This is a genomic window from Pseudomonas paracarnis, from assembly GCF_904063055.1.
GTDB classification, from domain to species: domain Bacteria; phylum Pseudomonadota; class Gammaproteobacteria; order Pseudomonadales; family Pseudomonadaceae; genus Aquipseudomonas; species Aquipseudomonas paracarnis.
On record NZ_CAJFCN010000003.1, the window covers coordinates 1 to 25,183 of the forward strand.

Annotated in this window: 22 protein-coding genes and 2 pseudogenes; 8 read left to right on the top strand and 16 right to left on the bottom strand. The window is 60.5% G+C overall.

Annotation, left to right across the window (positions count from 1 at the left end):
• Positions 1 to 223: pseudogene (locus tag JMV15_RS07315) on the bottom strand (ribonucleotide-diphosphate reductase subunit beta); the annotation flags it as partial.
• Between the two features lie 334 nt (positions 224 to 557).
• On the opposite strand from JMV15_RS07315, the gene JMV15_RS07320 reads away from it, so the two are divergent.
• Positions 558 to 773 (top strand): TOBE domain-containing protein, encoded by a 216-nt coding sequence (locus tag JMV15_RS07320; protein ID WP_003173733.1) that lies wholly within the window; start codon positions 558 to 560, stop codon positions 771 to 773.
• Between the two features lie 57 nt (positions 774 to 830).
• On the opposite strand, the pseudogene JMV15_RS07325 reads toward JMV15_RS07320, so the two are convergent.
• Positions 831 to 1,976 (bottom strand): annotated as a pseudogene (locus tag JMV15_RS07325) (MalY/PatB family protein).
• Positions 1,977 to 2,060: 84 nt separating this feature from the next.
• Complete coding sequence (locus tag JMV15_RS07330) at positions 2,061 to 4,148, bottom strand: M10 family metallopeptidase C-terminal domain-containing protein (protein ID WP_038450330.1); 2,088 nt, start codon at positions 4,146 to 4,148, stop codon at positions 2,061 to 2,063.
• Positions 4,149 to 4,409: 261 nt separating this feature from the next.
• On the opposite strand from JMV15_RS07330, the gene ggt reads away from it, so the two are divergent.
• A complete protein-coding gene (gene ggt, locus JMV15_RS07335; RefSeq protein WP_038450328.1) occupies positions 4,410 to 6,134 on the top strand; it encodes a gamma-glutamyltransferase in 1,725 nt (574 codons plus the stop codon).
• Positions 6,135 to 6,255: 121 nt separating this feature from the next.
• On the opposite strand, the gene JMV15_RS07340 is transcribed toward ggt, so the two are convergent.
• From JMV15_RS07340 to ampC, 3 genes are all read right to left on the bottom strand, one after another.
• Positions 6,256 to 6,780 carry an AAA family ATPase gene (locus JMV15_RS07340; RefSeq protein WP_014718660.1) on the bottom strand — a complete coding sequence of 175 codons (525 nt, stop codon included), beginning with the start codon at positions 6,778 to 6,780 and terminating at the stop codon, positions 6,256 to 6,258.
• Complete coding sequence (pnuC, locus tag JMV15_RS07345; protein ID WP_014718659.1) at positions 6,777 to 7,340, bottom strand: nicotinamide riboside transporter PnuC; 564 nt, start codon at positions 7,338 to 7,340, stop codon at positions 6,777 to 6,779. The genes JMV15_RS07340 and pnuC overlap by 4 nt, the downstream gene beginning before the upstream one ends.
• A 114-nt stretch (positions 7,341 to 7,454) precedes the next feature.
• A complete protein-coding gene (gene ampC / locus JMV15_RS07350; RefSeq protein WP_014718658.1) occupies positions 7,455 to 8,597 on the bottom strand; it encodes a class C beta-lactamase in 1,143 nt (380 codons plus the stop codon).
• A gap of 129 nt (positions 8,598 to 8,726) precedes the next feature.
• On the opposite strand from ampC, the gene JMV15_RS07355 reads away from it, so the two are divergent.
• Positions 8,727 to 9,599: a LysR family transcriptional regulator gene (locus tag JMV15_RS07355; RefSeq protein ID WP_014718657.1), complete on the top strand. Its 873-nt coding sequence runs from the start codon at positions 8,727 to 8,729 to the stop codon at positions 9,597 to 9,599.
• Positions 9,600 to 9,752: 153 nt separating this feature from the next.
• On the opposite strand, the gene yghX is transcribed toward JMV15_RS07355, so the two are convergent.
• From yghX to JMV15_RS07370, 3 genes are read right to left on the bottom strand one after another with little or no spacing between them, the layout of a single operon-like run.
• Entirely contained in the window at positions 9,753 to 10,640 is an 888-nt protein-coding gene (gene yghX / locus JMV15_RS07360) for a YghX family hydrolase (protein WP_014718656.1), read from the bottom strand.
• 44 nt (positions 10,641 to 10,684) lie between these two features.
• On the bottom strand, positions 10,685 to 11,179 hold the full coding sequence (locus tag JMV15_RS07365) for a PaaI family thioesterase (protein ID WP_014718655.1): 495 nt from the start codon (positions 11,177 to 11,179) through the stop codon (positions 10,685 to 10,687).
• Positions 11,180 to 11,229: 50 nt separating this feature from the next.
• Entirely contained in the window at positions 11,230 to 12,120 is an 891-nt protein-coding gene (locus JMV15_RS07370; RefSeq protein WP_003190848.1) for a DMT family transporter, read from the bottom strand.
• Positions 12,121 to 12,209: 89 nt separating this feature from the next.
• Here JMV15_RS07370 and JMV15_RS07375 point away from each other — a divergent pair, with 89 nt between their 5' ends.
• Complete coding sequence (locus tag JMV15_RS07375; RefSeq protein WP_014718654.1) at positions 12,210 to 13,535, top strand: aminotransferase-like domain-containing protein; 1,326 nt, start codon at positions 12,210 to 12,212, stop codon at positions 13,533 to 13,535.
• Positions 13,536 to 13,542: 7 nt separating this feature from the next.
• Here the strand turns inward: JMV15_RS07375 and JMV15_RS07380 are convergent, their stop codons facing one another.
• Positions 13,543 to 13,974 carry a nuclear transport factor 2 family protein gene (locus JMV15_RS07380; RefSeq protein WP_014718653.1) on the bottom strand — a complete coding sequence of 144 codons (432 nt, stop codon included), beginning with the start codon at positions 13,972 to 13,974 and terminating at the stop codon, positions 13,543 to 13,545.
• Between the two features lie 154 nt (positions 13,975 to 14,128).
• Here JMV15_RS07380 and JMV15_RS07385 point away from each other — a divergent pair, with 154 nt between their 5' ends.
• Positions 14,129 to 14,362 (top strand): DUF6434 domain-containing protein, encoded by a 234-nt coding sequence (locus tag JMV15_RS07385; RefSeq protein ID WP_014718652.1) that lies wholly within the window; start codon positions 14,129 to 14,131, stop codon positions 14,360 to 14,362.
• A 129-nt stretch (positions 14,363 to 14,491) separates the two neighbouring features.
• Here JMV15_RS07385 and JMV15_RS07390 read toward each other — a convergent pair whose 3' ends face one another.
• Positions 14,492 to 16,201, bottom strand: a complete 1,710-nt coding sequence (locus JMV15_RS07390) for an amidase (RefSeq protein WP_038450326.1) — start codon at positions 16,199 to 16,201, stop codon at positions 14,492 to 14,494.
• A gap of 191 nt (positions 16,202 to 16,392) precedes the next feature.
• Between JMV15_RS07390 and JMV15_RS07395 the strand changes: the two genes are divergently transcribed.
• Positions 16,393 to 16,707, top strand: a complete 315-nt coding sequence (locus JMV15_RS07395; protein WP_014718650.1) for a DUF2834 domain-containing protein — start codon at positions 16,393 to 16,395, stop codon at positions 16,705 to 16,707.
• 497 nt (positions 16,708 to 17,204) lie between these two features.
• Here JMV15_RS07395 and JMV15_RS07400 read toward each other — a convergent pair whose 3' ends face one another.
• Positions 17,205 to 18,416, bottom strand: a complete 1,212-nt coding sequence (locus tag JMV15_RS07400; protein WP_003190861.1) for an MFS transporter — start codon at positions 18,414 to 18,416, stop codon at positions 17,205 to 17,207.
• A 102-nt stretch (positions 18,417 to 18,518) separates the two neighbouring features.
• On the opposite strand from JMV15_RS07400, the gene JMV15_RS07405 reads away from it, so the two are divergent.
• On the top strand, positions 18,519 to 19,340 hold the full coding sequence (locus tag JMV15_RS07405) for an AraC family transcriptional regulator (RefSeq protein WP_014718649.1): 822 nt from the start codon (positions 18,519 to 18,521) through the stop codon (positions 19,338 to 19,340).
• Here JMV15_RS07405 and JMV15_RS07410 read toward each other — a convergent pair.
• Positions 19,333 to 20,523, bottom strand: a complete 1,191-nt coding sequence (locus JMV15_RS07410; RefSeq protein WP_014718648.1) for an MFS transporter — start codon at positions 20,521 to 20,523, stop codon at positions 19,333 to 19,335. The two genes, JMV15_RS07405 and JMV15_RS07410, sit on opposite strands and share 8 nt — an antisense overlap.
• The gene (locus tag JMV15_RS07415) at positions 20,520 to 21,542 is read right to left on the bottom strand and encodes an alpha/beta hydrolase (RefSeq protein WP_019817171.1); all 1,023 of its coding nucleotides are present in this window, start codon (positions 21,540 to 21,542) and stop codon (positions 20,520 to 20,522) included. Before JMV15_RS07415 ends, JMV15_RS07410 begins: the two co-directional genes overlap by 4 nt.
• A 163-nt stretch (positions 21,543 to 21,705) precedes the next feature.
• On the opposite strand from JMV15_RS07415, the gene JMV15_RS07420 reads away from it, so the two are divergent.
• Positions 21,706 to 22,629, top strand: a complete 924-nt coding sequence (locus JMV15_RS07420; protein WP_019817170.1) for an AraC family transcriptional regulator — start codon at positions 21,706 to 21,708, stop codon at positions 22,627 to 22,629.
• Here the strand turns inward: JMV15_RS07420 and JMV15_RS07425 are convergent.
• Complete coding sequence (locus JMV15_RS07425; protein WP_014718645.1) at positions 22,604 to 23,110, bottom strand: GAF domain-containing protein; 507 nt, start codon at positions 23,108 to 23,110, stop codon at positions 22,604 to 22,606. The genes JMV15_RS07420 and JMV15_RS07425 overlap by 26 nt on opposite strands.
• Before the next feature lie 53 nt (positions 23,111 to 23,163).
• On the bottom strand, positions 23,164 to 24,666 hold the full coding sequence (gene proP, locus JMV15_RS07430) for a glycine betaine/L-proline transporter ProP (protein WP_038450323.1): 1,503 nt from the start codon (positions 24,664 to 24,666) through the stop codon (positions 23,164 to 23,166).
• Positions 24,667 to 25,183: the final 517 nt, after the last annotated feature.

Consider the following 25,183-nt stretch of genomic DNA (forward strand, 5'->3'; position numbering starts at 1 on the left):
CCAGCTCGGCGAGGCCTTCGGCGACGTCGAGTTTGTCCAGGGCGGCCTTGGCGCGCACGATGGCGGCGGAGTCGTTGGCGGTGACGGCGCGGGCTTCCACGGCGGCAGCGGCGCCGGCACCGTCGAGGCGGTCCATGTTGGCTTCGGTGGCGTGGCCGGCGTTGGCGCCTTTGATCACCGCTGCACCGGTGTCTTCGTTGTCGACTTCATCCCAACTCAGCATGGAAATACTCCTTCCTGGTACTCGAAAAATAAATGTTTTTGCAGGCTACAAGGCATTGAAATACTGCGCGTAGTGTGATCGGTAAAATACCGGCGCTGCACACTATGTAGTGGTCTGATCTGTTTGTAGGCACACTATATGGGGTGTAACAAAGTTGGTCAACGCACAAGATGTGCGGTCATAGGTCGCTGCTGGGCACGACACATAATTTTTCGATATATCCTTATCGAATAAATAAATAGGTATTTATTCCTTTTAATATTTTATCCGGCAGCGCATTTTGAGGGCCTGCGCATTCGTGCGGATTGACCCAACAGCCAAAAGGAAAGCCGACATGACCATCAAAGCGATCAACGTGCGCAACCAGTTCAAAGGCGTGATCAAGGAAATTCTGCTGGGGGAAGTGGTGTCGGAAATCGACGTGCAGACCGCGTCGGGCATTGTGACGTCGGTGATCACCACGCGCTCGGTGCGTGACCTGGAATTGAAGGTGGGCAGCGAAGTGATTGCCTTTGTGAAATCGACGGAAGTGTCCATCGCCAAGTTGTGAGTGGACAAAACAGCCCGGGAAGAGGCGCGTTCTCTTCCCGTGCAACTGCGACCGAAGTCAGCGGTTTTGCAAGCAGATCTCCATGCGTTCGACGCCTTCCTCCAGCATCAATCGTGGGCAACCGAAGTTCAGGCGCACGAACTGTTGGCTGTCATCACCAAATTCGATCCCCGCGCTCAGGCCGACCTTGGCCTGCTCAAGGAAAAACTGCTGTGGGTCATCCAGGCCAAGAGCGCTGCAATCGAGCCACGCCAGGAAGGTGCCCTGTGGTGCATGCATCTACACGCCGGGCAGGCGGGTTTTTACCGCGTCAAGCAGGTAGTCGCGGTTGGCTTGCAGGTACTGCACCAGCGCGCTGAGCCAGTCGGTGCATTCGCTGTAGGCGGCGCGGGTGGCTTCCAGGCCCAGAGGGCTGACGCTGTCGACCATGCCGCAGCGCGCCTGATTGAAACGCTCGCGCACCTCGGCGTTCTGGATCACGGCGAAGCAGGTCTTCAGGCCGGCCACGTTATACGCCTTGCTCGCCGACATCAGCGTGATGGTGCGCTGGGCAATCTCTGGGCTGAGGCTGGCGGTGGGGATGTGGCGGCGGCCGTCAAAGCACAGCTCGGCGTGGATTTCGTCGCTGATGATCAATGCGCCGGTTTCCAGGCAGGCATTGGCCACTGCCATCAGCTCTCCACGGGGAAACACTTTGCCGATGGGGTTGTGCGGGTTGCTCAGCAACAGGGCTCCGGCCCCGTTTAGGGCTTGGCGCATCGCGGGCAGGGGCGTGAAGAACTCGCCGTTGACTTGCTCGAACGGCACCTCGATGCGTGGCAGGTTCCAGTTGCCGGGCGCCAGGCGAATCGGCCGATAGTTGGGGGTTTGCAGCACCACCGCCTGGCCAGGCTGGACGAAGGCGTGCAGGGCCATATTGAAGCCAGGCTCGACGCCAGGCAGGAACAGCAGTTCTTCGGGCTGTACGCGCCAGGCGTACTTGGCCCACAGGTCAGCGACGATGGCGTCGCGCACGTCCGGGCCGGCCACGCTGTAGCCGAGAATCTGCTGGTCGAGCCGCGCGTGCAGGGCTTGCAAGATGGCGGGCGGCGCGGCGATGTCCATATCGGCGATCCACATCGGCAGAACATCTTTCGGGTAACGGCTCCACTTGGTACTGCCGGTATCGAAGCGTGAGTGGATGGTTTCGAAATCAAAGTTCATGGACAGGCTCGTATCAGGGCGGCGGTAAAAGAATGGCGCCGATTCTAGCGTCATTTGCTTTAATGCACGATGTTGCTCACGCCTTCAGAGATAGGTGCCTACCGGCAAATTAAGGCCGATCACATCCTCACTGCTGATTGGCCGGGTGCTTTTGATCAAGAAGTCGGTCTTGCGATCCCCGGTCAGATCAATACCCAGAAAGTACCTGTTAGTGGCAGGGTTTCGCACGAGGATAGTGTCGCCAGCCCGGCCGCTGTACTGGCTGACATAGTTAAGGGTGACACCTTCTTTTGCGCTCATTTCGCTCAGGTCGATTGTGTCTTTGCCTGTAGTGAAATCCACTAGCAGGTCGGCGCTATCACGGAGCGAGTCGGCGGCGGCGCGGTACTTGAACGTGTTGAAACCGCCGTTGCCCATCAATTTGTCGGCCCCGGCGGCACCCACCAGTACGTTGTCAGCGCTATTGCCGGTAATACGGTCAGCGCCATTACCGCCAATTGCATTCTCGATGACGGTGTCAGTTGCGATACTGATATTGCCCTTCAGGCCCCCGATATCCGAGCTTGCGCCGGGCGTGAGATCAATTCGCTGGTTTTGGCAGAAGGCAGAGAAGTCAAACGTGTCGTTGCCTGCTTTGTCTGCGACAGTAAAGTGCGGCTTATCGCAAGGTGACGTAAGAGACGTACCTGCTTTGCCGCTGTTGGAGTTGAATCCATAGACGGTATCGGTAGGGCTGCTTTCAGGCTGAGGCGCAGGCTTGGGACATGGTTGGGGCTTTGGCTCAGGTGTCGGGCGCGGGGTTGGCTGCGGCTCGGGTGCTGGGGTAGGGTCAGGCTTGGGCTGTGGCGTTGGCGCTGTATCGGCAGACGTAATAAGGTCTTCGGACTTTATGGGATGTTTACTCAAAATCTTAAACGCAGACGTGGTACCTCCGCTCACGTCCAGCGTTAACGTGTACATCTTGATAGTGTCATCGTACGCCAATACCAGTTCACCTTTACGGCCGGTCAATTTGCTGACTATGTCTGGCTGGCGAATGCCGGCCTCTTTAAGGACGTTAACTAGGTCAATTTTATCGACGCCGCTGGTGAAGTCAGTGATGGTGTCCGGTTTGCTGGCAGAGGTGTCGCTGGCTTTGTTGTATACAAATGTATCTTCACCACCACCTCCTGTGAGGTTGTCGGCCCCGGCTCCCCCGGTTATATGATTGTTGGCCTGATTGCCGATCAGTACGTCATTTCCTGAGCCGCCAATGGCATTTTCCATAACGACGCCTTTGGCAATGGACACATTACCGCGCCGGCCGCCCACGTCCGAGAGTGCCTGGGCATTAAGGTTAATTCTCTGGTTCTGTTTATATCCGGAGAAATCCAGTGTGTCATTGCCACTGCCATCCCAGATACAAAAAGCTACCATGTCATCGGAAGACTTTAAACTGTAGTAGTCGCGTTCTGAGTTTGAGTTGAATCCATAAGTTGTATCGCCTTTACGAGTTTCATAGTTGGGTTCGTAGAGACGCTGAATCGCTTCGATATCATGCATCATTGGCGTTGAGGTGGCGTCAGAGACGCTGACGCCATTGGTCGCCGGACGGTACCAAGGTGTGTTATAGCTCATGGCAGTATGGGTTTTGCTATTCTCCGGATAGTTACCTTCCGGATGTTGAAGCCCCAAACCATGGCCCAGTTCGTGAATCATTGAAGCGTTCAAGGGGAATCTGCTATCTCCTGTACCAATGCCTATGTTCTGAAGACTCCCTTGATCATTTGGGTAGACCGCATAGCCCCCTACACCGCTGTTGGCGTGAAGCACAAAGGAAGCATCCGTATTCTTGGCATGCTCGGTAAACTTGACTTTTACCACATCCTCCCAGGCCTGCATTGAACTTCTGAAGGCTTTTTTTCTGGCCTCGCTGAGCTCGAGGGCCCCCCCATTCTTGAGCCAATTCGTGTCGGGGTCATTCGAGTTGAAGAATTTGTAGGAAACGTCAATTTTGCCGTCGTTATTTTTGTCTTTGATTTTGTAATTATTTCGCGTCAGGTTTTTTGCGACTTTATCTGAAAGTGAAGAGGCAACTGAGTTGTTTGCAGTCGACTGAAGTTGCGCGGGTGGCGCTGAATATTCAGAGTGGTCGCGAAGAAAGTTAGGCCGAACGCGCGGGATCGCTGACATGATTGTTTCTCAATGTAATGTTAATAGTGGGAGTGTTTACATAGGGGTGGCAGACGCAAAGTACCTAATTCAATGGCTAGCTGAAAACTGACTCTGTATTGCAGTATGTTGGCGTGTTCAAGCTGCATGCCTGTGAAATAGCGGCCAATAGGGCGAGTGTGTCCCATGACCGACAAGTTCTGTGTCAAAAGCGCCATCGCGCTGGGGATTTAGTCAGGCGAGGGCTATTTTGGTGCATCTCAATAATCAGAGTAGCCATGGATGAAATACCAACCCTTGAGTCACACCTTGATTACTACCGCGCTGGTAGTAACGATTAACGGGGTGCATGCAGCTTCCCAGGCCCCGGTTGCGGGTGAAAATGGCATGGTGGTCACGGCCCAGCACCTGGCAACCCATGTGGGTGTCGATGTGCTCAAGGCCGGCGGCAACGCGGTCGATGCGGCGGTGGCGGTAGGTTATGCGCTGGCGGTGGTGTACCCGGCGGCGGGCAATCTGGGCGGCGGTGGCTTCATGACCGTGCAACTGGCGGACGGGCGCAAGACCTTCCTCGACTTCCGCGAAAAAGCCCCGTTGGCGGCGACGGCTGACATGTACCTCGACAAGGCCGGCAATGTGGTCGAAGGCCTCAGCGCCAAAGGCCATTTGGCGGTCGGCGTACCGGGCACGGTGTCCGGCATGGAACTGGCCCTGAGCAAATACGGCACACTCAAGCGCGCCCAAGTGATTGCCCCGGCGATCAAGCTGGCGGAAAACGGCTTTGACCTGGAGCAGGGCGATATCGACCTGTTGCACACCGCCACCGGTGAGTTCGAAAAAGACCAGGATATGCGTGGCATCTTCCTGCATAACGGCGAGCCGATGCAGGTAGGCCAGAAGCTGGTGCAGAAGGACCTGGCCAAGACCCTCAAGGAAATCTCGGCCAAGGGCACCGACGGTTTCTATAAAGGCTGGGTCGCCAAGGCGGTGGTGGATTCCAGCCAGGCCGGCAAAGGCATCATCACCCAGGCTGACCTCGACGCCTACAAAACCCGCGAACTGGCCCCCATCGAGTGCGACTACCGTGGCTACCATGTGGTCTCGGCGCCGCCACCCAGCTCGGGCGGTGTGGTGATCTGCCAGATCATGAATATCCTCGAAGGCTACCCGATGGCCGATCTGGGCTATCACTCGGCCCAGGGCCTGCACTACCAGATCGAAGCGATGCGCCACGCCTACGTGGACCGCAACAGCTATCTCGGCGACCCGGACTTCGTGAAGAACCCCATTGAGCACCTGCTGGACAAAAACTATGCGGCTAAGCTGCGCGCGGCGATCGAACCGCAGAAGGCCGGTGACTCCCAGGCGATCAAGCCAGGTGTATCGCCCCATGAAGGCAATAACACCACCCACTATTCCATCGTCGACCAATGGGGCAACGCGGTCTCGGTGACCTATACCCTCAACGACTGGTTTGGCGCCGGGGTGATGGCGAGCAAGACCGGGGTGATCCTCAACGATGAAATGGACGACTTCACCGTCAAGGTCGGCGTACCGAATATGTATGGGCTGGTGCAGGGCGAAGCCAACGCCATCGCACCGGGCAAGGCGCCGCTGTCATCGATGAGCCCGACCATCGTCACCAAGGACGGCAAGGCGGTGATGGTGGTCGGTACACCGGGGGGCAGTCGCATCATCACTGCGACTTTGCTGACCATCCTGAATGTCATCGACTACAAGATGAATATCCAGGAAGCCGTGGACGCGCCGCGTTTCCACCAGCAGTGGATGCCTGAGACCACCAACCTTGAGACGTTTGCCGTGAGCCCGGATACCCAGAAGATTCTCGAGAGCTGGGGCCATAAGTTTGCAGGTCCCCAAGATGCCAACCATTTGGCCGCGATCCTGGTCGGTGCGCCTTCTCTGGATGGCAAGCCGGTGGGTAACAACCGCTTCTATGGGGCCAATGACCCGCGACGCAATACGGGGTTGTCGTTGGGCTACTGAAGCCTGGTACGGTAAAAAATGTGGGAGCGGGCTTGCCCGCGAAAGCGGTGGGTCAGTCTATGCATGTGCTAGCTGATACAGAGCATTCGCGAGCAAGCCCGCTCCCACAGGGGGCAGTGTGTCAGGGCTTGAGCAGCTGGGTTACTGCGGCAAATGCCGCCTGGCGCCGTTGTTCCCAGTCTCCACCAATCACCACCCGTGGCTGTCGATGCTCCTGCATCCACTCCAGGCTGGCCTGAAAAAACGCCCGGCGATCCGCCAGTTCCGGCTGGCAGCGCTGGCCGTCGGCACTCCATTCCACGTCTTCGGGGGAGAGCAGCAGGTGCAGGTCGTAATGCCGCGCCAGGAGTTCGTCATCAAGCCAGCCGGGGTAATCGCCGAACAGGGTCTGGCTCCAGAGTTTGTTGGTCAGCAGGTGGGTGTCGAGGATCAGCAACGCGGGGCATTTGGCGCGGGCGGCATCCTCCCAAGCCAACTGGCCTTCGGCGATGGCCGGGATATCCGCCAGGGTGGTGTCGCGCTGATGCTGATCGATGAAGTACCGCACATATTCCCCCACCATCAACCCGCCGAAGTGCGCGTGCAACTGCGCCGCCAGCCAGCTCTTGCCGCTGGATTCGGGGCCCGCCAATACCACCACTTTCATGTGCGCAACGCCGGGTCGGCGCGCCACTCGCGCCAACCTTGCACGGCAATCACGGTAAACAGCGCGTAGAGCGCGGCGGTGAGGTAGAGGCCTTTGTAAAGGAACAGGCCGACGAAGATCACATCGACCACGATCCATAATGCCCAGCACTGCACGCGTTTTTGCGCCATCCACATCTGCGCCACCAGGCTGAAACCGGTGAGCGCGGCGTCCAGCCAGGGCTGGGCGGCGTCGGTCCAGTGGGCCATGGCGGCACCCAGCAACAGGCTGCCGACGGCGCCAACAGCCAGGCTGGCCATGATCGCCGGCACGCCCAGGCTAGTGACCTGGCGGCCCTGCTTGACCTCGCCGGCGCGGGTCCACTGCCACCAGCCGTAGACCTGCAAGGCCGCATAGACCAATTGCAGGAGCATGTCGGAGTAGAGCTTGACCTCAAAGAAAACCCAGGTGTAGAGCAACACCATCACCAGGCCGATGGGCCAGCACCAGGGGTTTTGTTTGACCGTTAGCCAAACGGCGATCACCCCCAGGGCGGCGGCAAACAGTTCAAGCCCGGACATGGCGGATCCTTGGGGGAGTGGGAGAGGGGCGGTGATTGTACCTAGAGCCCAGCGATCTTCAAACGTGCACCACCGACACTAAGGCAAGCCCCCGCCCATCGGGGTATACCGGCTTCAGTTATCCATTGCACTCAAGATCGCATAAGCCACTTTCACCCGTTCGGCATTCGGGTAGTTCTTGTTGGCGAGGATTACCACACCCATGTCCTTGCTGGGTACATACGCCACATAGGCGCCAAAGCCGCCGGTGGAGCCGGTTTTGTTGTAGAGCACGTTGGCGGGCTGCGGCTGGGCGGGTTTGAGCCAGTTAACCTTGTGCGGCTCCATCGCCATCGGTGTGGAGTTGCCGTCAAGCAACGCTTGCAGGGCGATGGGGTAGGGGTAGCGTTCCCAGCCCAGGCCCTGGGTCATGCCGTTGACGGTGTAGTAGCCGGCGTGAGTGGTGGCAAGGGCCTGCTGCACCGGTTGCTCCAGGGTTTGCGGGTGCATGTTCGCGATCACGTAGCGGGCCAGGTCCTGGCTGCTGCTCTTGAGGCCATAGGCTTCGAAGTCCAGGGCGCCGGGGTTGACACGTACCGGCTTCTGCTGGCTGTCATAGCCCTGGGCGTACTGGCCGGCCTTGTCGGCGGGGACGCGAGTGTAGGTATTGGTCAAGCCCAGCTTGGGCAGCAGGGTTTTTTCCATGGCGACGGTGAACGGCTGGCCCAGGCTTTTTGCGGTCACGTAACCGAACAGGCCAATGCTGGGGTTGGAATACAGGCGTTGTTCCCCCGGTGCGTAAGTGGGTTTCCACTGCCGGAAATAATCCATCATGGTGGTTGCACTGTCGGCGGCATCCGGAAACTGCAGCGTCAGGCCGCCGGCGGTATAGGTGGCCAGTTGCAGCAGGCTGATGCGATCGAACGCGCTGCCAGCCAAAACGGGCAGATGTTGGCTGGTCATGTCCGACAGCTTGAGCTTGCCGATGGCCTGGGCATACCCGCCGAGGGTGGCGTTGAAGGTTTTGCTCACTGAGCCGATTTCGAACAGGGTGTTTTCAGTGACGGGTGCCTGGGTGTCTTTGGCGGCGACGCCGTAGTTAAAGTATTGCACTTTGCCGTGCTGGACGACCGCGACCGTCAGGCCCGGGATGCCTTGCTGTTTCATCAGAGGGGTGACGTGGCTGTCCACGACCTGGCGCATGTCGGTGGCGGCCATGCAGCTGCCGGCGCCCAGCAACAGGGCTGAAACCGCATATTTTTTCAGGGTGTGTTTCATGGTTCGCTTCCATGTAAATAAGGCAGTGGCGATGGTGGCCTGCGCAGGCGTGGCAAATGTAGGTGGATTTCCCGACGTGGGCAAACGATGATATCTCGCACCAGCCATTAGAAAAATTTGGGTCATGTCATGCTGCGTTCCCACCTGCCGCTCAATGCCTTGCGCGCCTTCGAAGCGTCGGCGCGCCATTTGAGCTTTACCCGTGCGGCCATTGAGCTGTGCGTGACCCAAGCGGCAGTCAGTCATCAGGTCAAAAGTCTCGAAGCGCAACTCAACGTCACGCTGTTCAAGCGCCTGCCTCGGGGCTTGATGCTCACCAGCGAAGGCGAATCCCTGCTGCCCGTGCTGCGTGACGCCTTCGACCGTATCGCCCTGACCTTGGATCAGTTTGAAGGCGGCCATTACCGTGAAGTCCTGACGGTGGGGGCGGTCGGTACCTTTGCGGTGGGCTGGTTGCTGCCACGCCTGGCGGATTTTCATAGCCGCTACCCGTTGATCGACTTGCGCTTGTCCACCCACAACAACCGCGTGGATGTCGCCGCCGAGGGCCTGGATTATGCCATCCGCTTTGGCGCCGGCGCGTGGCACGGCACCGATGCGTGCCCTTTGCTTGAGGCACCGTTGACGGTGTTGTGCGTGCCGCAGATTGCCGAACAACTGCGCAGCCCGGCTGACGTGTTGAAGCATACCTTGCTGCGTTCCTACCGTGCCGATGAGTGGAACCTGTGGTTCCAGGCCGCCGGTTTGCCCAGCGATACCCGGGTGCCGCGCAGCGTGGTGTTCGACTCCTCGCTGGCAATGATGGAGGCCGCGCTGCAAGGTGCCGGCGTGGCACTGGCGCCAGCTCGTATGTTTTCGCGGCAATTGGAGAACGATGTGATCCGCCAGCCGTTCGAGATGGGGATCACCACCGGCAGCTATTGGTTGACGCGCTTGCAGTCGCGGGCTGAGACACCCGCGATGGTGGCGTTCAAAGGGTGGTTACAGGCGAGTGTTGCCTGAGCTGACGCCGATCAGTCTAGCGAACGCAATGCCCAAAGCAATGAAGATCAAAGGTGGCAGCTGGCTTGCCTGCGAAAGCGGTTGTGCAGTCACAGGTGCAGCGACTGACACACTGCCTTCGCGGGCAAGCCCGCTCCCACCGTCAGCGCTTGGCTAGGCGAGGTATTGGCGGAACCATCCCAGGGTGCGTTCCCAGGCAAGGTTTGCCGCTGCTTCGTCATAGCGCGGTGTCGAATCATTATGGAAACCGTGATTGGCGCCCTTGTAGATAAACGCCTCATACCTCGTCCCCGCGGCCTTCAATGCCTGTTCATACGCCGGCCAGCCTTCATTGATGCGCGTATCCAGTTCACCGAAATGCAACATGATCGGCGCCTTGATGCGCGGTACGTCCTTGGCGTCGGGTTGGCGCCCGTAGAAAGACACTGCCGCGCCCAGTTCCGGGTAGGCCACCGCCGCTGCATTGGTCACGCCACCGCCATAACAGAACCCGGTGATGCCGACTTTGCCCGTGCTGCTGTCGTGGTGCATCAGCCATTCGATGGCGGCGAAGAAGTCGTTCATCAGTTTGGTCGGGTCGACGGTCTGTTGCAGTGCCACGCCTTTTTCATCATTGCCAGGGTAGCCGCCCACCGAGGTCAGGCCGTCCGGGGCCAAGGCGATAAAGCCGGCCTTGGCCAGGCGTCGGGCGACGTCTTCGATATAAGGGTTCAGGCCCCGGTTTTCATGCACCACCACCACGGCTGGCAGTTTGCCTGCGGCCTTGGCTGGGCGTACCAAGTAGCCGCGCACGGTGCCGTTGCCTTTGGGCGAGGGGTAGGTGATGTAGTCGGCGACGATATCCGGGTCGGTGAATTTCACCTGTTCGGCCAGGGCGTAATTGGGGCTCAGGGCCGCGAGCAATGCCGAAGCGGTGAGGCCTCCGAGGGTGAACAGCGCGGCGCGGTCGAGAAATTCGCGGCGGTTGATCTTGCCGTGGGCATAGCCGTCGTAGAGTTCCAGCAGTTCGGGAGCAAAGTCTTTCGCGGTCAGACGAGTCATCGGTGCAGTCCTCGATTAGCGGTTGCCGTCACTGTAGACCAGGATCAAACCTCGCGGCCATGGGCAGCGGCGGCCAGTTGCCCGGTGTCGACGCGCACGAACACCGAGTCGCCGACGGCGGTGAGCACGCTGCCTGCATACACTTCGCAGACCACACGGCTTTTGCGGCCGATTTCGCCTTCGACCCGAGCCCGCAGGACTAGGGGCACCCCCATGGGCGTGGGTTTGATGAATTTGATCCCCAGATTACCGGTGACGCAGTCGATGCGCGGCAGGCTGCCGGGTTCACGCTGTTCGACGCGGTAGTGGTAGGCCATGGCGGTCCAGTTGGAATGGCAGTCCACCAGCATGGCGATCAGCCCACCGTAAACCAGATCCGGCCAGCCGCTGTATTTGGCCTCGGGTTGGTGCTCGGCAATGACGTGCACGCCATCGTCATCCCAGCGGCTCTTGATGTGCAGGCCATGTGGGTTGCTGCTGCCGCAGCCGTAACAGATGCCGTCCGGCGCCGTGGTGTCCTGGAGAGAAGCGCTGTGCATGCAGAGTCCTTGTTGTTGTTTGGCGACGCTTCTATTTAGCAGGCCAGGGGTCAGCGAGCAAACTTCTTCGCCCCGGCCACGCAGCCGATCACCGCCACCGTCACCAGCACCATGCCCAGGCTGACCTGTTCATGCAGCAAACCCGCCGCCAGCGCCAGGCCGAAGAACGGTTGCAGCAACTGCAACTGGCCAACCGCGGCAATCCCGCCTTGGGCCAGGCCGCGGTACCAGAATACAAAGCCGATCAACATGCTGAACAACGCCACATAGCCCAGGCTCAGCCATGCCGGCAAGCTGATACCGCTGAGGGTGGACGGCGCCAACAACAGGCTCAAGGGCGCCACCACCGGCAGCGACACCACCAGCGCCCAGCAGATCACCTGCCAGCCGCCCAGGTTGCGCGACAGCTTGGCGCCTTCGGCATACCCCAGGCCGCATGCCAGCACGGCCAACAGCATCAACACATCGCCCGCGGGTGCGGCGCTCAAGCCTTGAGCAATGGCATATCCCATCACCAACAGGCTGCCCAGGACCGAAAACAACCAGAACACCGGCCTCGGCCGTTCACCGCCGCGCAGCACACCGAACACCGCCGTAGCCAGTGGCAGCAGGCCGATAAAGACGATGGAGTGGGCCGAGGTCACGTACTGCAGGGCCAGGGCCGTCAGCAGTGGAAAGCCGATCACCACGCCAAGCGCGACGATAACCAGTGGTGCCCATTGCTGGCGTGTGGGGCGTTTTTCCTTGAATACCCCCAATAGGCACAACCCCAATAGTGCCGCGAGGGTGGCGCGGATCATGGTCAGGAACACCGGATCGAATTCCATCACCGCCAGGCGCGTGGCTGGCAGCGAGCCGCTGAAAATCACCACGCCGATAAAACCGTTGATCCAACCCTGGGTGCTGCTGTCCAGAGTGCCGAGAGGAGAAGTGCGTTCCATGGGGGACCTGTCCGAAAATGGCAGTTGCGTGCTGGGCATCCTAGGATTGAAGATTAAGACAATCAAAAAATTGTCATGGATACAACCCTATGCCCCGTGCTCGCTACAAGACGCTGGTCGATACCTTCGCCGAGGCCATCCGCAGCGGCCAATTGCAGCCCGGCACGCGGTTGCCTACCCATCGGCAATTGGCCGCCGAGCATGGCCTGGCACTGGTCACCGCCAGCCGGGTGTACAGCGAGTTGGAAGCCATGGGCCTGGTCAGCGGCGAAACCGGGCGCGGCACCTTCGTGCGTGAAATCGCGTTGCCGCCAGGGCAGGGCAGCGGGCAGATGACGGTTACGGCGGGTGTGCTCGATCTGAATTTCAACTACCCGTCCTTGCCGGGCCAGGCCGAGCTGTTGCGCACGGCGTTGCGCCAGCTCGCCCTGTCTGGTGATCTGGAGGCGTTGCTGCGCTACCAGCCCCATGCCGGGCGTGTGCACGAGCGCGCCGCCGTGGCCCGGCACTTGTTGAACCGCGGGCTGACGGTGCCAGCCGAGCAAGTGCTGGTGGTCAGCGGCGCCCAGCATGGCCTCGCCGTAAGCATGATGACCTTGCTCAAGCCTGGGGATGTGGTCGCGGTGGATGCATTGACCTATTCGGGGTTCAAGGTACTGGCCGAAACCCTGCATCTGGAACTGGTCGCCATCCCAGTCACCGCCAGCGGCCCGGACCTGGACCACCTGCACAGCCTGTGTCGCCAGCGCCCGGTGCGAGCGGTGTACAGCATGCCGACCCTGCATAACCCGCTGGGCTGGGTGATGAGCCTGGCGCAGCGCGAGCGTTTGGTGGCAATCGCCCGGCAGCACGACCTGATGATCATTGAGGATGGCGCCTATGCGTTTCTCGCCGAAGAAGCACCGCCACCTTTGGCAACTCTTGCACCGGAGCGCACGGTGTACATCGGCGGGTTGTCCAAGAGTGTCGCCACCGGTTTGCGTGTGGGCTTTATCGCTGCGCCTATGGCGTGGGTAAGCGGGTTGGAACGCACGATCATGGCCACTACCTGGAACGTGCCGGGGGTGATGAGCGCGATTGCGGTGGGCTGGCTCGAGGACGGCACGGTGGCGCAACTGGAGGCGCAAAAGCGTGCGGATGCCCAGGCTCGTCAAGCGTTGGCAGCACAGGTGCTGAGGGGCGTGAAGACCATCAGCCACCCGTCATCCTACTTTCTGTGGCTACCGTTGGCGGAAGACGCCCGCGCCGATCAGGTCGCCATGACCTTGCAGCGGGCGGGCATCTCGGTTTCAACCGCCGAACCGTTCGCGGTCTCGGCCCAGGTGCCCCACGCACTGCGCCTGGCCCTGGGTTCGGTGTCGATGGCGGCGTTGCGTGAGGCGCTGGTGAAGGTGCGCAAGGTGGTGGCGTGGTGAGCGATCTTCAGTACTTGTAAGCCTGGCGACCAATCAGCAGCCATTTGCCATGCTGTTTTTGCCAGACCTGGAAGTTATCGATATCGGTTGGTGTGTCCACACCGCTGTTCACTGCCAGGGCGTGGAAGTGGTTGCGCACCAGGGCGGTATCGCCATTGAGGGTGATGGTCTGGTTTTGCATCTCCAGGGTTTTGAACGCGCTGGTATGGGTTTCCAGGTCGGCAATGAATTGCGCCTTGTTCTGCACCTTGCCGCTGGAGTGGCCGTAGGTGAGCTTGTCGGACGTCAGTGCATGAAGCTGCTTGAGGTCCAGGTGCAGCATGGCTTGGGTCAATTGATCGACTGCCTGGGCTACATCCTTCTCGGCTGCGCCGGGCGCGGCGGCGACGTAGCCGCAGAACAGGCACAGAAATCCGATCAGCACTTTGAAGTTGGGCATGGGGGTTTTCCTTATTGTTGTTGGGAAATACGACGAGGTATGTCGTCGTACAACCATGCAATATTCTCAAGGGGGAAGGAAAGTGAAATTTGCAGGAGCTTGAGGTGAGGAGGCGCTAGAGTGTTCATCACCATCCGCGCAGCCGAGGTACATCATGGATTTTGACTGGCACAGCGACGTCATCACCCGTGCTACACCCGTCACCCCTAGCTACAAAAACACCCAGAACGTGCGCCGCTTTATGCTTGAGCAGTGCGGCCCGGCGTTCAAGTTCAACCGTCCATTCATGGCGTGGATTCGTAATGGCGCACCCAAGACCTTGGGGGAAGTGGTGGAGGAGTGGCAGCGTCGCAACGAGGTTCTTCGATCGTCGCACCACGGTGTTTGAACTGAAATATGAATAAAAAGTGTGGGAGCGGGCTTGCTCGCGAATGCGCCGTGTCAGTCACCTGATTTGTTGACTGACACACTTCATTCGCGAGCAAGCCCGCTCCCACACTTTGAGTGAGGAGCCCAGCTAGATAGCCGCCAGCGGTGGCGTACGCGGCGGGATCATCCGTTTGCTGCCGGTGGCTTCGAACGCCGAGGCAAAGCGCAACAGCGCCGAATCGTCATAGGCACGCCCGGCGAAGGTGAGCCCCACCGGCATGCCAATGTCCGCCATCACGCCCATCGGCACGGTGACGGTGGGTACGCCCAGGTGGCGGATGGCGAGGTTGCCGTTGGCGACCCATACGCCGTTGCTCCAGGCGATATCGGCAGACGCTTCGTTCACATCGGCATCGGCCGGTCCTACGTCGGCCACGGTGGGGAACAGCACGGCGTCAAGCCCCAGGGTGTCCATCCAGTCTTCCAGGTCCAGGCGCCGGGTTTGCTCCAGGCCGCGCAGGCCGTCGGGCACGGTGCTGATCTGATCCCATGGCGTGATGCCGCGTTGGGCCATGCGCACGTATTCGTCCATGCCGGCGGCCAGGTCGTCTTCACGGTTGGGCAGGGTGCCGGGGTCGTGGGGGAAGATGCTCGGCCCGTCCACATCGGCCAGGCGGTTCAGGTGCGGGTCGCCGTTGGCACGCAGGAAATCATCGAAGGCCCATGCAGACAGCTCCCACAGCTCGTCGTGGAGGAACTCTTTAGAGACCAGGCCACGGGTAAACACCGTCGGCGCGCCGGGGCGGTCGCCTTCGCAGTTGGACACCAGCGGGAAATCCACTTCGATCACTTCGGCCCCCGCCGCTTCCAATGCCTGGCGCGCGGCTTGCCACAGTTCAATCACCGTGGCGCGGGTGTGGATCTTTTGCCCGGTCGGGCCGCCGATACCAGGTTTTTCGCTGGTGCCAGCCTCCGGGTCGGCGTTGATGTACATGCGCGGCACGCCAAAGCGCTTGCCGGCCAGGCTTTCGCTGTTGACTGCCAGCGCCGCGTAGGACTCCGGGCGCACCGAGGTGACGCTGGGGATTGGCACCCAGGGTTGCAGGCGCCACAGGTCGCCTCGTGTGTCCGGGTCTTCGGCCACCACGACGTCGAGCACTTCCAGCAGGTCGGCCATGGTGCGAGCGTAGGGCACTACCACGTCCATGGTCGGGGTCAGCGGCCAGTTGCCGCGCACGGAAATCACCCCGCGTGAAGGCGTGTAGGCACACAGGCCATTGTTGGAGGCCGGGCCGCGACCGCTGGACCAGGTTTCTTCAGCCAGCCCGAACGCGGCAAAGCTGGCGGCGGTGGCGGTGCCGGCACCGTTGGAGGAACCCGACGCAAACGGCGCGGTGAGGTAGTCGGCGTTGTAGGGGCTTTCGGCGCGACCGTACACGCCACGCTGCATACCGCCATTGGCCATCGGCGGCATGTTGGTCTTGCCCAGGCAGATAGCGCCACCGGCACGCAGACGCTCAATGGTGAAGGCATCGCGCTGGGCCACCAGCTTGGCAAACGCCGGGCTGCCGGATGCAGCCGTCAACCCCTTGACCAGGTAACTGTCCTTGGCCGTGTAGGGGATACCATCCAGTGGCCCCAGGGTTTGCCCCTTGGCGCGGCGTGCATCAGACGCCTGGGCTTCTTTGAGCGCATCGGGGTTGCGTACCACCACGGCGTTCAGTGCAGTGGCCGTCTGCGGGCCATCGTAGGCATCGATCCGCGCCAGGTACGCCTGCACCAGTTCAACTGCCGTGGTCTGGCCGGCTTCAAGCGCAGCGCGCAATTGGGCAATGGAGACTTCAGTAACTTGCATCACGTTTTTTTCGCCGCCTTCAAGTGGGGGTATGGCGGCAGTCTACGTACAGATATTTCACAAAACCAGCGCGGCCTACTTCGCGTAGGCGGCGCGCAGGACATCTCGAGAAAGACGTCAGCAGGATTGCGAGCGGCAGTCTCTTGTCGCTAAGGTGGCCGCGTTGATTAACGTTGCACTTCAAGGAAGAGACCATGCAAAAACCTTATATCGCCCTGGCGGCCTTGCTGGGATTCACCGTCTATACCGTGGCGACCATGCTCACGGCCGAGCAGTCACTGTTGGCATTTGGATGGGAACTGATGTCCAGACCCGATACGGCACAGGTGGTGATTGACCTGTATCTGATGGCGGTGCTGGCGTGTGTGTGGATGTACCGGGATGCGCGTGGGCGAGGGCGGTCGATGGCCTCAGTGCTGCCGTATTTTTTACTGACGGCAGTGTTTGTGTCGGTAGGGCCGCTGCTCTATATCGTGGTTAATGGGTTTTCTCGCCGGGCCATGAAGTGAGGCTTGTTGCTCCCGTGACGACCTGCCAGCGACGCTGATCTGACTGACACACGACGATCCAAAGTGTGAGCTGGCTTGCCTGCGATGGCGGCCTGACAGTTGACGCTTCTATACCTGAAGCACCGCGATCCCACTGTGGGAGCGGGCTTGCTCGCGAAGGCGGCCTGGCAGTCAACACAGTTGGATTGTGGACATATCCATAGCAGATCAAGAGCGGCTCGCTTCGCATCGTGGTTACCGTTGAGCGCTAAGGAGTTGTGTCGATACCTATGGTCATCGCAGGCAAGCCACCCACATCTGGATCGTGGGGGTGTCAGGTAGATAGGCTTCGGCTAGCAGGCCGCCATCGCAGGCAAGCCAGCTCCCACATTTGGATCTAGTGGTGTCAGATAAATATGCGTCGGCTGGCAGGCCGTCACGGGAGCAAGCTCCCTCGCCACAGGTCCCGCGTCGCCCCAAAGTTGTAGATAACTACGGCTATGGGGCGACGTGATCGATCAAACGCCTTTGGTCGACGGCAACAGTACCGTGAGGATGCCCACCAGCGGCAGGAACGAGCACAGCTTGTACACGTATTCGATGCCGTGATGATCAGCGAGCATCCCGAGCAGCGCCGCGCCGATCCCGCTGAAGCCGAACATCAGGCCGAAGAATATCCCGGCGATCATGCCCACATTGCCCGGCACCAGTTCCTGGGCAAACACCACGATGGCCGAGAACGCCGAGGCGATGATAAAGCCGATGACCACGCTGAGTACGGCGGTCCAGAACAGGTCGACGTAGGGCAGGGCCAGGGTGAACGGTGCGGCGCCGAGGATCGAGAACCAGATGACTTTCTTGCGGCCGATCTTGTCGCCGATCGGGCCACCGGCAAAGGTGCCCACGGCCACTGCGCCGAGGAACAGGAACAGGTACATCTGCGAGCTGGCTACCGACAGCTGGAATTTCTCGATCAGGTAGAACGTGAAGTAACTGGTCAGGCTGGTCATGTACCAGTATTTGGAAAACACCAGCACAGCCAATACCACCAGGGCGAAGGTCACGCGGCCTTTGGACAAACCGTGGGTTGCCTGGCTGCCTTGCTTGAGCTTGAACAGGTTGAGGTGGTGGCGGTACCAGCGGCTCAAGCCGTACAGCACCAGGATGGCGAACACCGCAAACAGGCCGAACCAGGCAATGTGGCTTTGGCCGTAGGGAATGATGATCGCCGCCGCCAGCAGCGGGCCGAAAGCGCTGCCGGTGTTGCCGCCGACCTGGAAGGTCGATTGCGCCAGGCCGTAGCGCCCACCGGAAGCCAGGCGTGCGACGCGGGAGGTTTCCGGGTGGAAGGTCGATGAGCCCACACCCACCAGCGCCGCCGCGAGCAATATCGCCGGGAAGTTGCCGACAAAGGCCAGCATCAGGATGCCGATCAAGGTGCACACCATGCCCGCTGGTAATAACCAGGGTTTGGGGTGGCGGTCGGTGTGGTAGCCGATCCACGGTTGCAGCAGGGAGGCGGTCAACTGGAAGGTCAGGGTGATCAGGCCGACCTGGGTGAAGCTCAGGCCGTAGTTGGCCTTGAGCATCGGGTAGATCGATGGCAGCACAGCCTGGATCAAGTCATTGATCAGGTGCGCCAGGGCACAGGCGCCCAGGACGCGCATGACTAAGGGGCTTACTTGCGGGCTGGTCGAAGGTGCGGCGGGTGACGCTGTGACTGTGGACATGCGGGCATTCCGTACAAGGCAACTGACAGGCGTGGAGGCGGGCGGCGGTGATGTGAACCGCCACTCCATCTGGACTCGGCGTTTATGCTAGATTCGGCGCCAATGCCTGTCTCGCGCAATTCGGGCAGAAACCATCGCAAAAAGGGCGAAATGATCAAATCACTGGATAAATTTCTGCGAGAAATCGATGAGGGCGATTGGGCCGTCATCAGCTCGGCCACTGATTACCCCGAAAACTGGGTGATCCCCGAACACAGCCACAACAAGCACCAACTGCTGTACGCCATTGGCGGTGTGATGGTGGTGTACTCGGCCCTGAGGCAATGGACGGTGCCGCCCAATCGTGGCTTCTGGATGCCTTGCGGTCAAGTTCACTCACTGCGCTGCGTAGGTACGCTGAAGATGCGCAGCGTGTTCGTGCGCCCGGACAGCTTCCCCAACTTGCCGGCCGAGCCCAAGACGGTGACGGTCTCGCCGCTGCTGAGTGAACTGATCAAGGCCTCGGTGAGCTTGAAACCGCCGTATGCCGAGGATTCACGCGACGCGCGGATCATGCACCTGATTCTTGACGAACTGGCCATTCTCCCGGCCTTGCCGCTGTCGCTGCCCCAGCCTGCCGACCCGCGCCTGAGCCCGATCTGCCTGGCGTTGCAGGATGAACCGAGTGATGCCTCCACCGTCGCCGACTGGAGTGCGCGGTTGGGATTGGACCAGACCACCATCCAGCGCCTGTTTCGTAAGGAAACCGGCATGACCTTCGGCCAATGGCGCCAGCAGGCGCGGTTGCTGCTGGCGCTGGAGCGCATTGCGGTGGGGGAGAAGATCATTGATGTGGCGTTTGAATTGGGCTACGAAAGCCCCAGCGCTTTTACCAGCATGTTCAAGAAACAGTTTGGCAAAACGCCGAGTCATTTTTTCAAATAGCGTCGCTCGCCATGCGCGCGTGAGCAGGGCGCCGGGATGCCAGGTAAGCCAGCAGTGTGGCGACTACCAGCAAGGCGGCGCTCAACTCGAAGGTGGCCTGATAACCGCTCAAGTCGAATGCCACACCACCGACGGTGGCACCGGCGGCAATCGCCAACTGGATGATGGCGACCATCAACCCCCCGCCGGCCTCAGCGTCGTCGGGCAAGGTGCGCGCCAGCCATGTCCACCAGCCAACCGGTGCAGCTGTCGCTACCAGGCCCCAGCAGCCCAACAGCAGAGTGGTGACAATCGCTGAACCGCCGAACCCCACCAGCGCAAGGGCAATGCCGGCCATGATCAACGGAATGGCAATCAGCGTCGGGTACAGGTGACGCTTGAGCAAATGCTCAATCAACACCGTACCCGCCAGGCCGGCCAGGCCGAGCACCAGCAGCATCAGCGACAGGGTGGACACCTCGACCCGGGTCACGCCTTCCAGGAATGGCCGCAAGTAAGTGAACAGCATGAATTGGCCCATGAAGAACAGGCTGACGGCGCACATGCCCACGGCCACCTTGGAGTTTCTCAGCAGGCGCAGCGCATTGCCGGTGTTCGCTGCGCCGCTGTGCTTGAGCGCAGGCAAGCTCAGCCACAGCCAGGCCAGCGCAATCACGGCCACCGGCACCACGCAAAAAAATGCGCCGCGCCAGCCAATCAGGCCGCCAAGAAAGCTGCCCAGCGGCGCCGCGATCACCGTCGCCAGGGCGTTGCCACCGTTGACGATGGCCAAGGCCCTTGGCACTTGGGCGGGCTCGACCAGGCGCATTGCCGTGGCCGCCGACAGCGACCAGAAACCGCCAATCGCCACCCCAATCAATGCGCGCCCGAACATGAACACCGCGTAATTCGGTGCGAACGCCACCACGCTGCCAGAGACGATCATCAGCAGGGTCAGGGCCATCAGCAGGCGCTTGCGATCCATCCTCGCGGCAACCGCCGCGATCACCAGGCTGGTGAGCAAGGCAAACACCCCGGACACGGAAATGCCCTGGCCGGCCTGGCCTTCAGTGATGTGCAAGTCAGCGGCCAGCGGTGTGAGCAGGCTGACCGGCATGAACTCGGAGGCGACCAAGGCAAACGCCGCGAGCGACATCGCCAGCACCGCGCCCCAGCGTTGCGGTTGAGGGATAACGGAACTCACTGCAAGTGGCTCTGGAAGAAGGTGGTGAGCGTGTCAAACGGGATCAGTTCGACGCGGTCGTACAGGTCTACATGGCCGGCGTTGGGGATGACCAGCAATTGCTTGGGCTCGGCGGCGCGTTGGTAGGCGTCTTCACTGAACTCACGGGAGTGCGCGTCGGCCCCGGTAATCAGCAGCAGTGGGCGCGGCGAGATCGTCTCGATATCGTTGAAGGGGTAGAAGTTCATGAACTTGACGTTGCTGGTCAGCGTCGGGCGGGTGGTGGTCTGCGATGAGGCGCCTGCCGGGGTGACTTCGCCGCGCGGGGTGCGGTAGAAGTCGTAGAACTCGTCGCCGACCGGGTCGCCGGTAAGGCTGTGCGGCGTGCCACCGGTGTAGAGGGTCTCGCCGCCCTGGAACTCTACATAGCGCTGGTTGGCGGCCTGGCGCAGGATCTGCTGGCGCTGTTGCAAGGTCATGCCGTGCTTGAGGCCATTGCGGTTGGCCGCGCCCATGTCGTACATGCTGACGGTGGCGATTGCCTTGAGACGCGGATCGATCTTCGCAGCACTGATCACAAAACTGCCGCTGCCACAAATGCCGATGGCACCGATGCGTTCCCGGTCGACCTGTGGGCGAGTGCCGAGAAAGTCCACGGCGGCGCTGAAGTCTTCCACGTAGAGGTCGGGCAACACCGCGTTGCGCGGCGTACCGGCGCTTTGGCCCCAGAACGACAGGTCCAGGGACAGGGTCACGAAACCCTGTTCAGCCATTTTGGTGGCGTAGAGGTTGGCGCTTTGCTCTTTGACGGCGCCCATCGGGTGGCCGACGACCAGGGCTGCGTGCTTTGAGCCTGGGGCCAGGTGTTTGGGCACGAACAGCGTGCCTGCCACCTGCATGCCGTATTGATTGTTGAAGGTGACAGGTTCGGCCGTCACTGTGTCGCTGCTGTAAAAGTTATCCGCACCGTTAGACATATCGGCTCCAAATGAAGAAAGAGAAGTCACCAGCAAACCCAGGGCGAGCAAGAGGCGTTTCATAGGGATGTTCCTTGTGAAGTGTCCGCACATTTTCCGGGTGACGGCAGGGCTTCTGTAGTGCATTTGAGTGGATTACTTGCCTGATCCTCTGAGTTTCAGCGCCAGATGACGACGCCCGTGACTTGCGCGGGTAAAGTGCAATGAAGCATTGAAAGGGTCTGTTATGACGTCCACTCCCACCCCCCTGAACGCGCTGATCCAGTCGATTGGTTCGCGCACCCCGTCGCCCGGCGACTACGCGATGCCGATCCCCGGCCTGGGCTTTTATCGGCGTGAGCAACCCGCTGCGCCGGTGGTGTGCATGGTTGAGCCGTGCATCGTGCTGGTGGCTCAGGGCGAGAAGCAGTTGTGGGTCGGCGGCGAGGGCTACCCCTACGACACGTCCCGGTTCCTGGTGACGTCGCTGGACATTCCGGCCAATTCCGAGGTGCTGGCCGCCAGCCCCGAGCAGCCGTGCCTGGGGCTGACGTTCAAGCTGGACCTGCGCATGCTCGCCGAGCTGATCGCCCAGGGTGGCTTGCCGCCGGTGCGTGAGCGCGCAGTCATGAAGGGCGTGGGGATCGGCACGGTCACCGACGGCATGCTGGCCGCATTCGCGCGCCTGGTGGCGTTGCTGGACGAACCCGAGGCTATCCCGGTACTCGCGCCATTGATCCAGCGCGAGATTCATTACCGGCTATTGAAAAGCGACCAGGCCGGCCGACTGCGCCAGATCTGTTCGGTGGACGGGCAGGGCTATCGGATTGCCAAGGCCATCGACTGGCTGAAGTTGAATTTCGACGCGGCCCTGCGTGTGGAAGAGTTGGCAGCGCGGGTGCAAATGAGCGCGGCGACCTTTCACCATCACTTCCGGCAACTGACCGCGATGAGCCCGCTGCAATACCAGAAATGGCTGCGTCTGAATGAAGCACGACGATTGATGTTGAACGAGCACCAGGATGTGTCCAGTGCCGCGTTCAAAGTCGGGTATGAGAGCCCGTCGCAATTCAGCCGTGAGTACAGCCGGCTGTTCGGGGTGCCGCCCAAGCGTGATATGGCAGCACTGCGAGGCCGGGCGGGTGTCAGTGATCCGCCGGGGTCAGATTAGCGTAGAAGATGCAGCCGATAAGCCGTGCGAACAGGCTCAGGGTTTCCGGCAGGTTCGGGTCGTCGAACAGCATGGCCCGTGAGTCCAGCGCGCACAGCGCCCCGAACAGGCGGCCATCGGGCAGAAAGATCGGCGCACCGGCGTAGCTTTCGATGGCGTATTGCTTGACCACCGGGCGTGACGCGAAACGGCCGTTCTGGCTGATCTGGGGGACGAACAGGGTGTGTGGGTTGATGCAGAACTCACTGCACAGGGTGGTTTCCAGGTCGAGTACGTCGTCGACGTTGATGCCCATTTGTAGCGGGTCGTAGGCCGAACACACCACCCATTCCTGGTCGGTGAACTTGGCGATGCCGGCGAATCTCATCCCGGTCAGACGGGTGACCAGCTTGAGGATATTGGTGGTTGCTTCAATTTCGGCAATGGCGGCGCGCTCGTCTGCGCTGAGTAACCTGTGTGCGGCGGTGACGCTTGAAACCATGCTGAACGCTCCAATGGCGTGGTCGCAGGCCGCGACCACGCACAGTCAGGTTATTAGTTGATGCGCGGGTGTTGCTGTACCAGGTTTTCCCGCCTGGTTTGCAGCGCGGCAATCTCGGCATCGATGTCTTCGATTTTCTGCTCGATATTGTCGTGATGCTCCTGCAGCAGCTCCTTGGCTTCTTCCATGTCGGAAGCCGCCGGGGCCGCGCCACGCAGGGGCTTGTTGGCGGTTTCCTTCATGGTCAGGCCCGTGATCAGGCCAACCACCGCAAACACCATCAGGTAATAGGCGGGCATGTACAGGTCGTTGGTGCTCTCCACCAGCCAGGCCACGGCGGTCGGCGTAACACCGGCGATCAGTACCGAGACGTTGAAGGCGCTAGCCAGGGCGCTGTAGCGCAGGTGGGTGGGGAACATTGCCGGCAAGGTCGACGCCATCACACCGATAAAGAAGTTCAGCACCACCGCCAGAATCAACAGACCGCCGAAAATCAGGCCGGTCTTGCCACTGGTGATCAGCATGAAGGCCGGGATCGACAGGAACAGCAGGCCAATGCTGCCGGCGATGATGAACGGCTTGCGGCCGATCTTGTCGCTGACAAAACCAATGAACGGCTGCACGAACAACATGCCGACCATGATCGCAATGATGATCAGCACGCCGCTGTTTTCGGCATAGTGCAGGTTGTGGGACAGGTAGCTCGGCATGTAGGTGAGCAGCATGTAGTAGGTCACGTTGGTGGCCGCGACGATACCAATGCAGGTCAGCAGGCTGCGCCAGTGCTTGGTGGCGATTTCCTTGAACGAGACTTTAGGGCCGTGGCTCAGGCCTTCGCGGTCACCCTGTTCGAGTTTGTCGACATGCTGTTGAAACGCTGGGGTCTCTTCCAGTGCGTGGCGCAGGTACAGGCCGATGATGCCCAGGGGCAGGGCGAGGAAGAACGGCAAGCGCCAGCCCCAGGCCTCGAATTCTGCTTCACCGAGCACGGTGGAGATCAACACCACCACACCCGCGCCGAGCACGAAACCGGCGATGGAGCCGAAGTCCAGCCAACTGCCAAGGAAACCGCGCTTGCGGTCCGGAGCATATTCAGCCACGAAAATCGACGCGCCGGTGTACTCGCCGCCCACCGAGAAACCCTGGGCCATTTTGCACAGCAGCAACAGGATCGGGGCCCAGATGCCAATGGAGGCATAGCCGGGGATCAAGCCGATGGCGAACGTGCTCAGAGACATGATCACGATGGTGGCGGCCAGGACTTTTTGCCGCCCGTACTTATCGCCCAGTGCGCCGAAGAACAGGCCGCCCAACGGGCGAATCAGGAAAGGTACTGAGAAGGTGGCCAGCGCTGCGATCATCTGCACGCTGGGGGAAGCGTCAGGGAAGAACACCTTGCCCAGCACATAGGCGACAAAGCCATAGACGCCAAAGTCGAACCATTCCATGGCATTGCCAAGTGCGGCGGCGGTGATCGCCTTGCGCATCTTGTTGTCGTCGACAATGGTGATGTCTTTCAATCCGATGGGTTTGACGCGTTTTTTACGTAGTTTCATGCGGGCCACTCAAAAGCTGAACAGGGGAGGTGCCATCGCTACGATGGCACCGCTCTGTCAGTTCAGATACAAGTGGACACGAAATAATTCACCGCTTTCTGTATTTTTTCTCACGGGGGTAAAAATGCCGGGTTCTGGAGGCCGAAGCATGGCTATTGGCAAAACAGATCAAATGTGGGAGCTGGCTTGCCTGCGAAAACGGTGGTTCAGTCATAGATTCAGTGACTGACACACCGCCTTCGCGAGCAAGCCCGCTCCCACAGGGGATTTGTGTCAGGCGCTGATTCTGTGGGCAATACAGGGCCAATGTGGGAGCTGGCTTGCCTGCGAAAGCGGTGGTTCAGTCAAAGATTCAGTGACTGACACACCGCCTTCGCAGGCAAGCCCGCTCCCACAGGGGATCTGTGCCAGGCGCAGGTTTTGTGGGTAGTACATGACCCATGTGGGAGCTGGCTTGCCTGCGAAAGCGGTGGTTCAGTCAAAGATTCAGTGACTGGCACTCCGCTTTCGCGGGCAA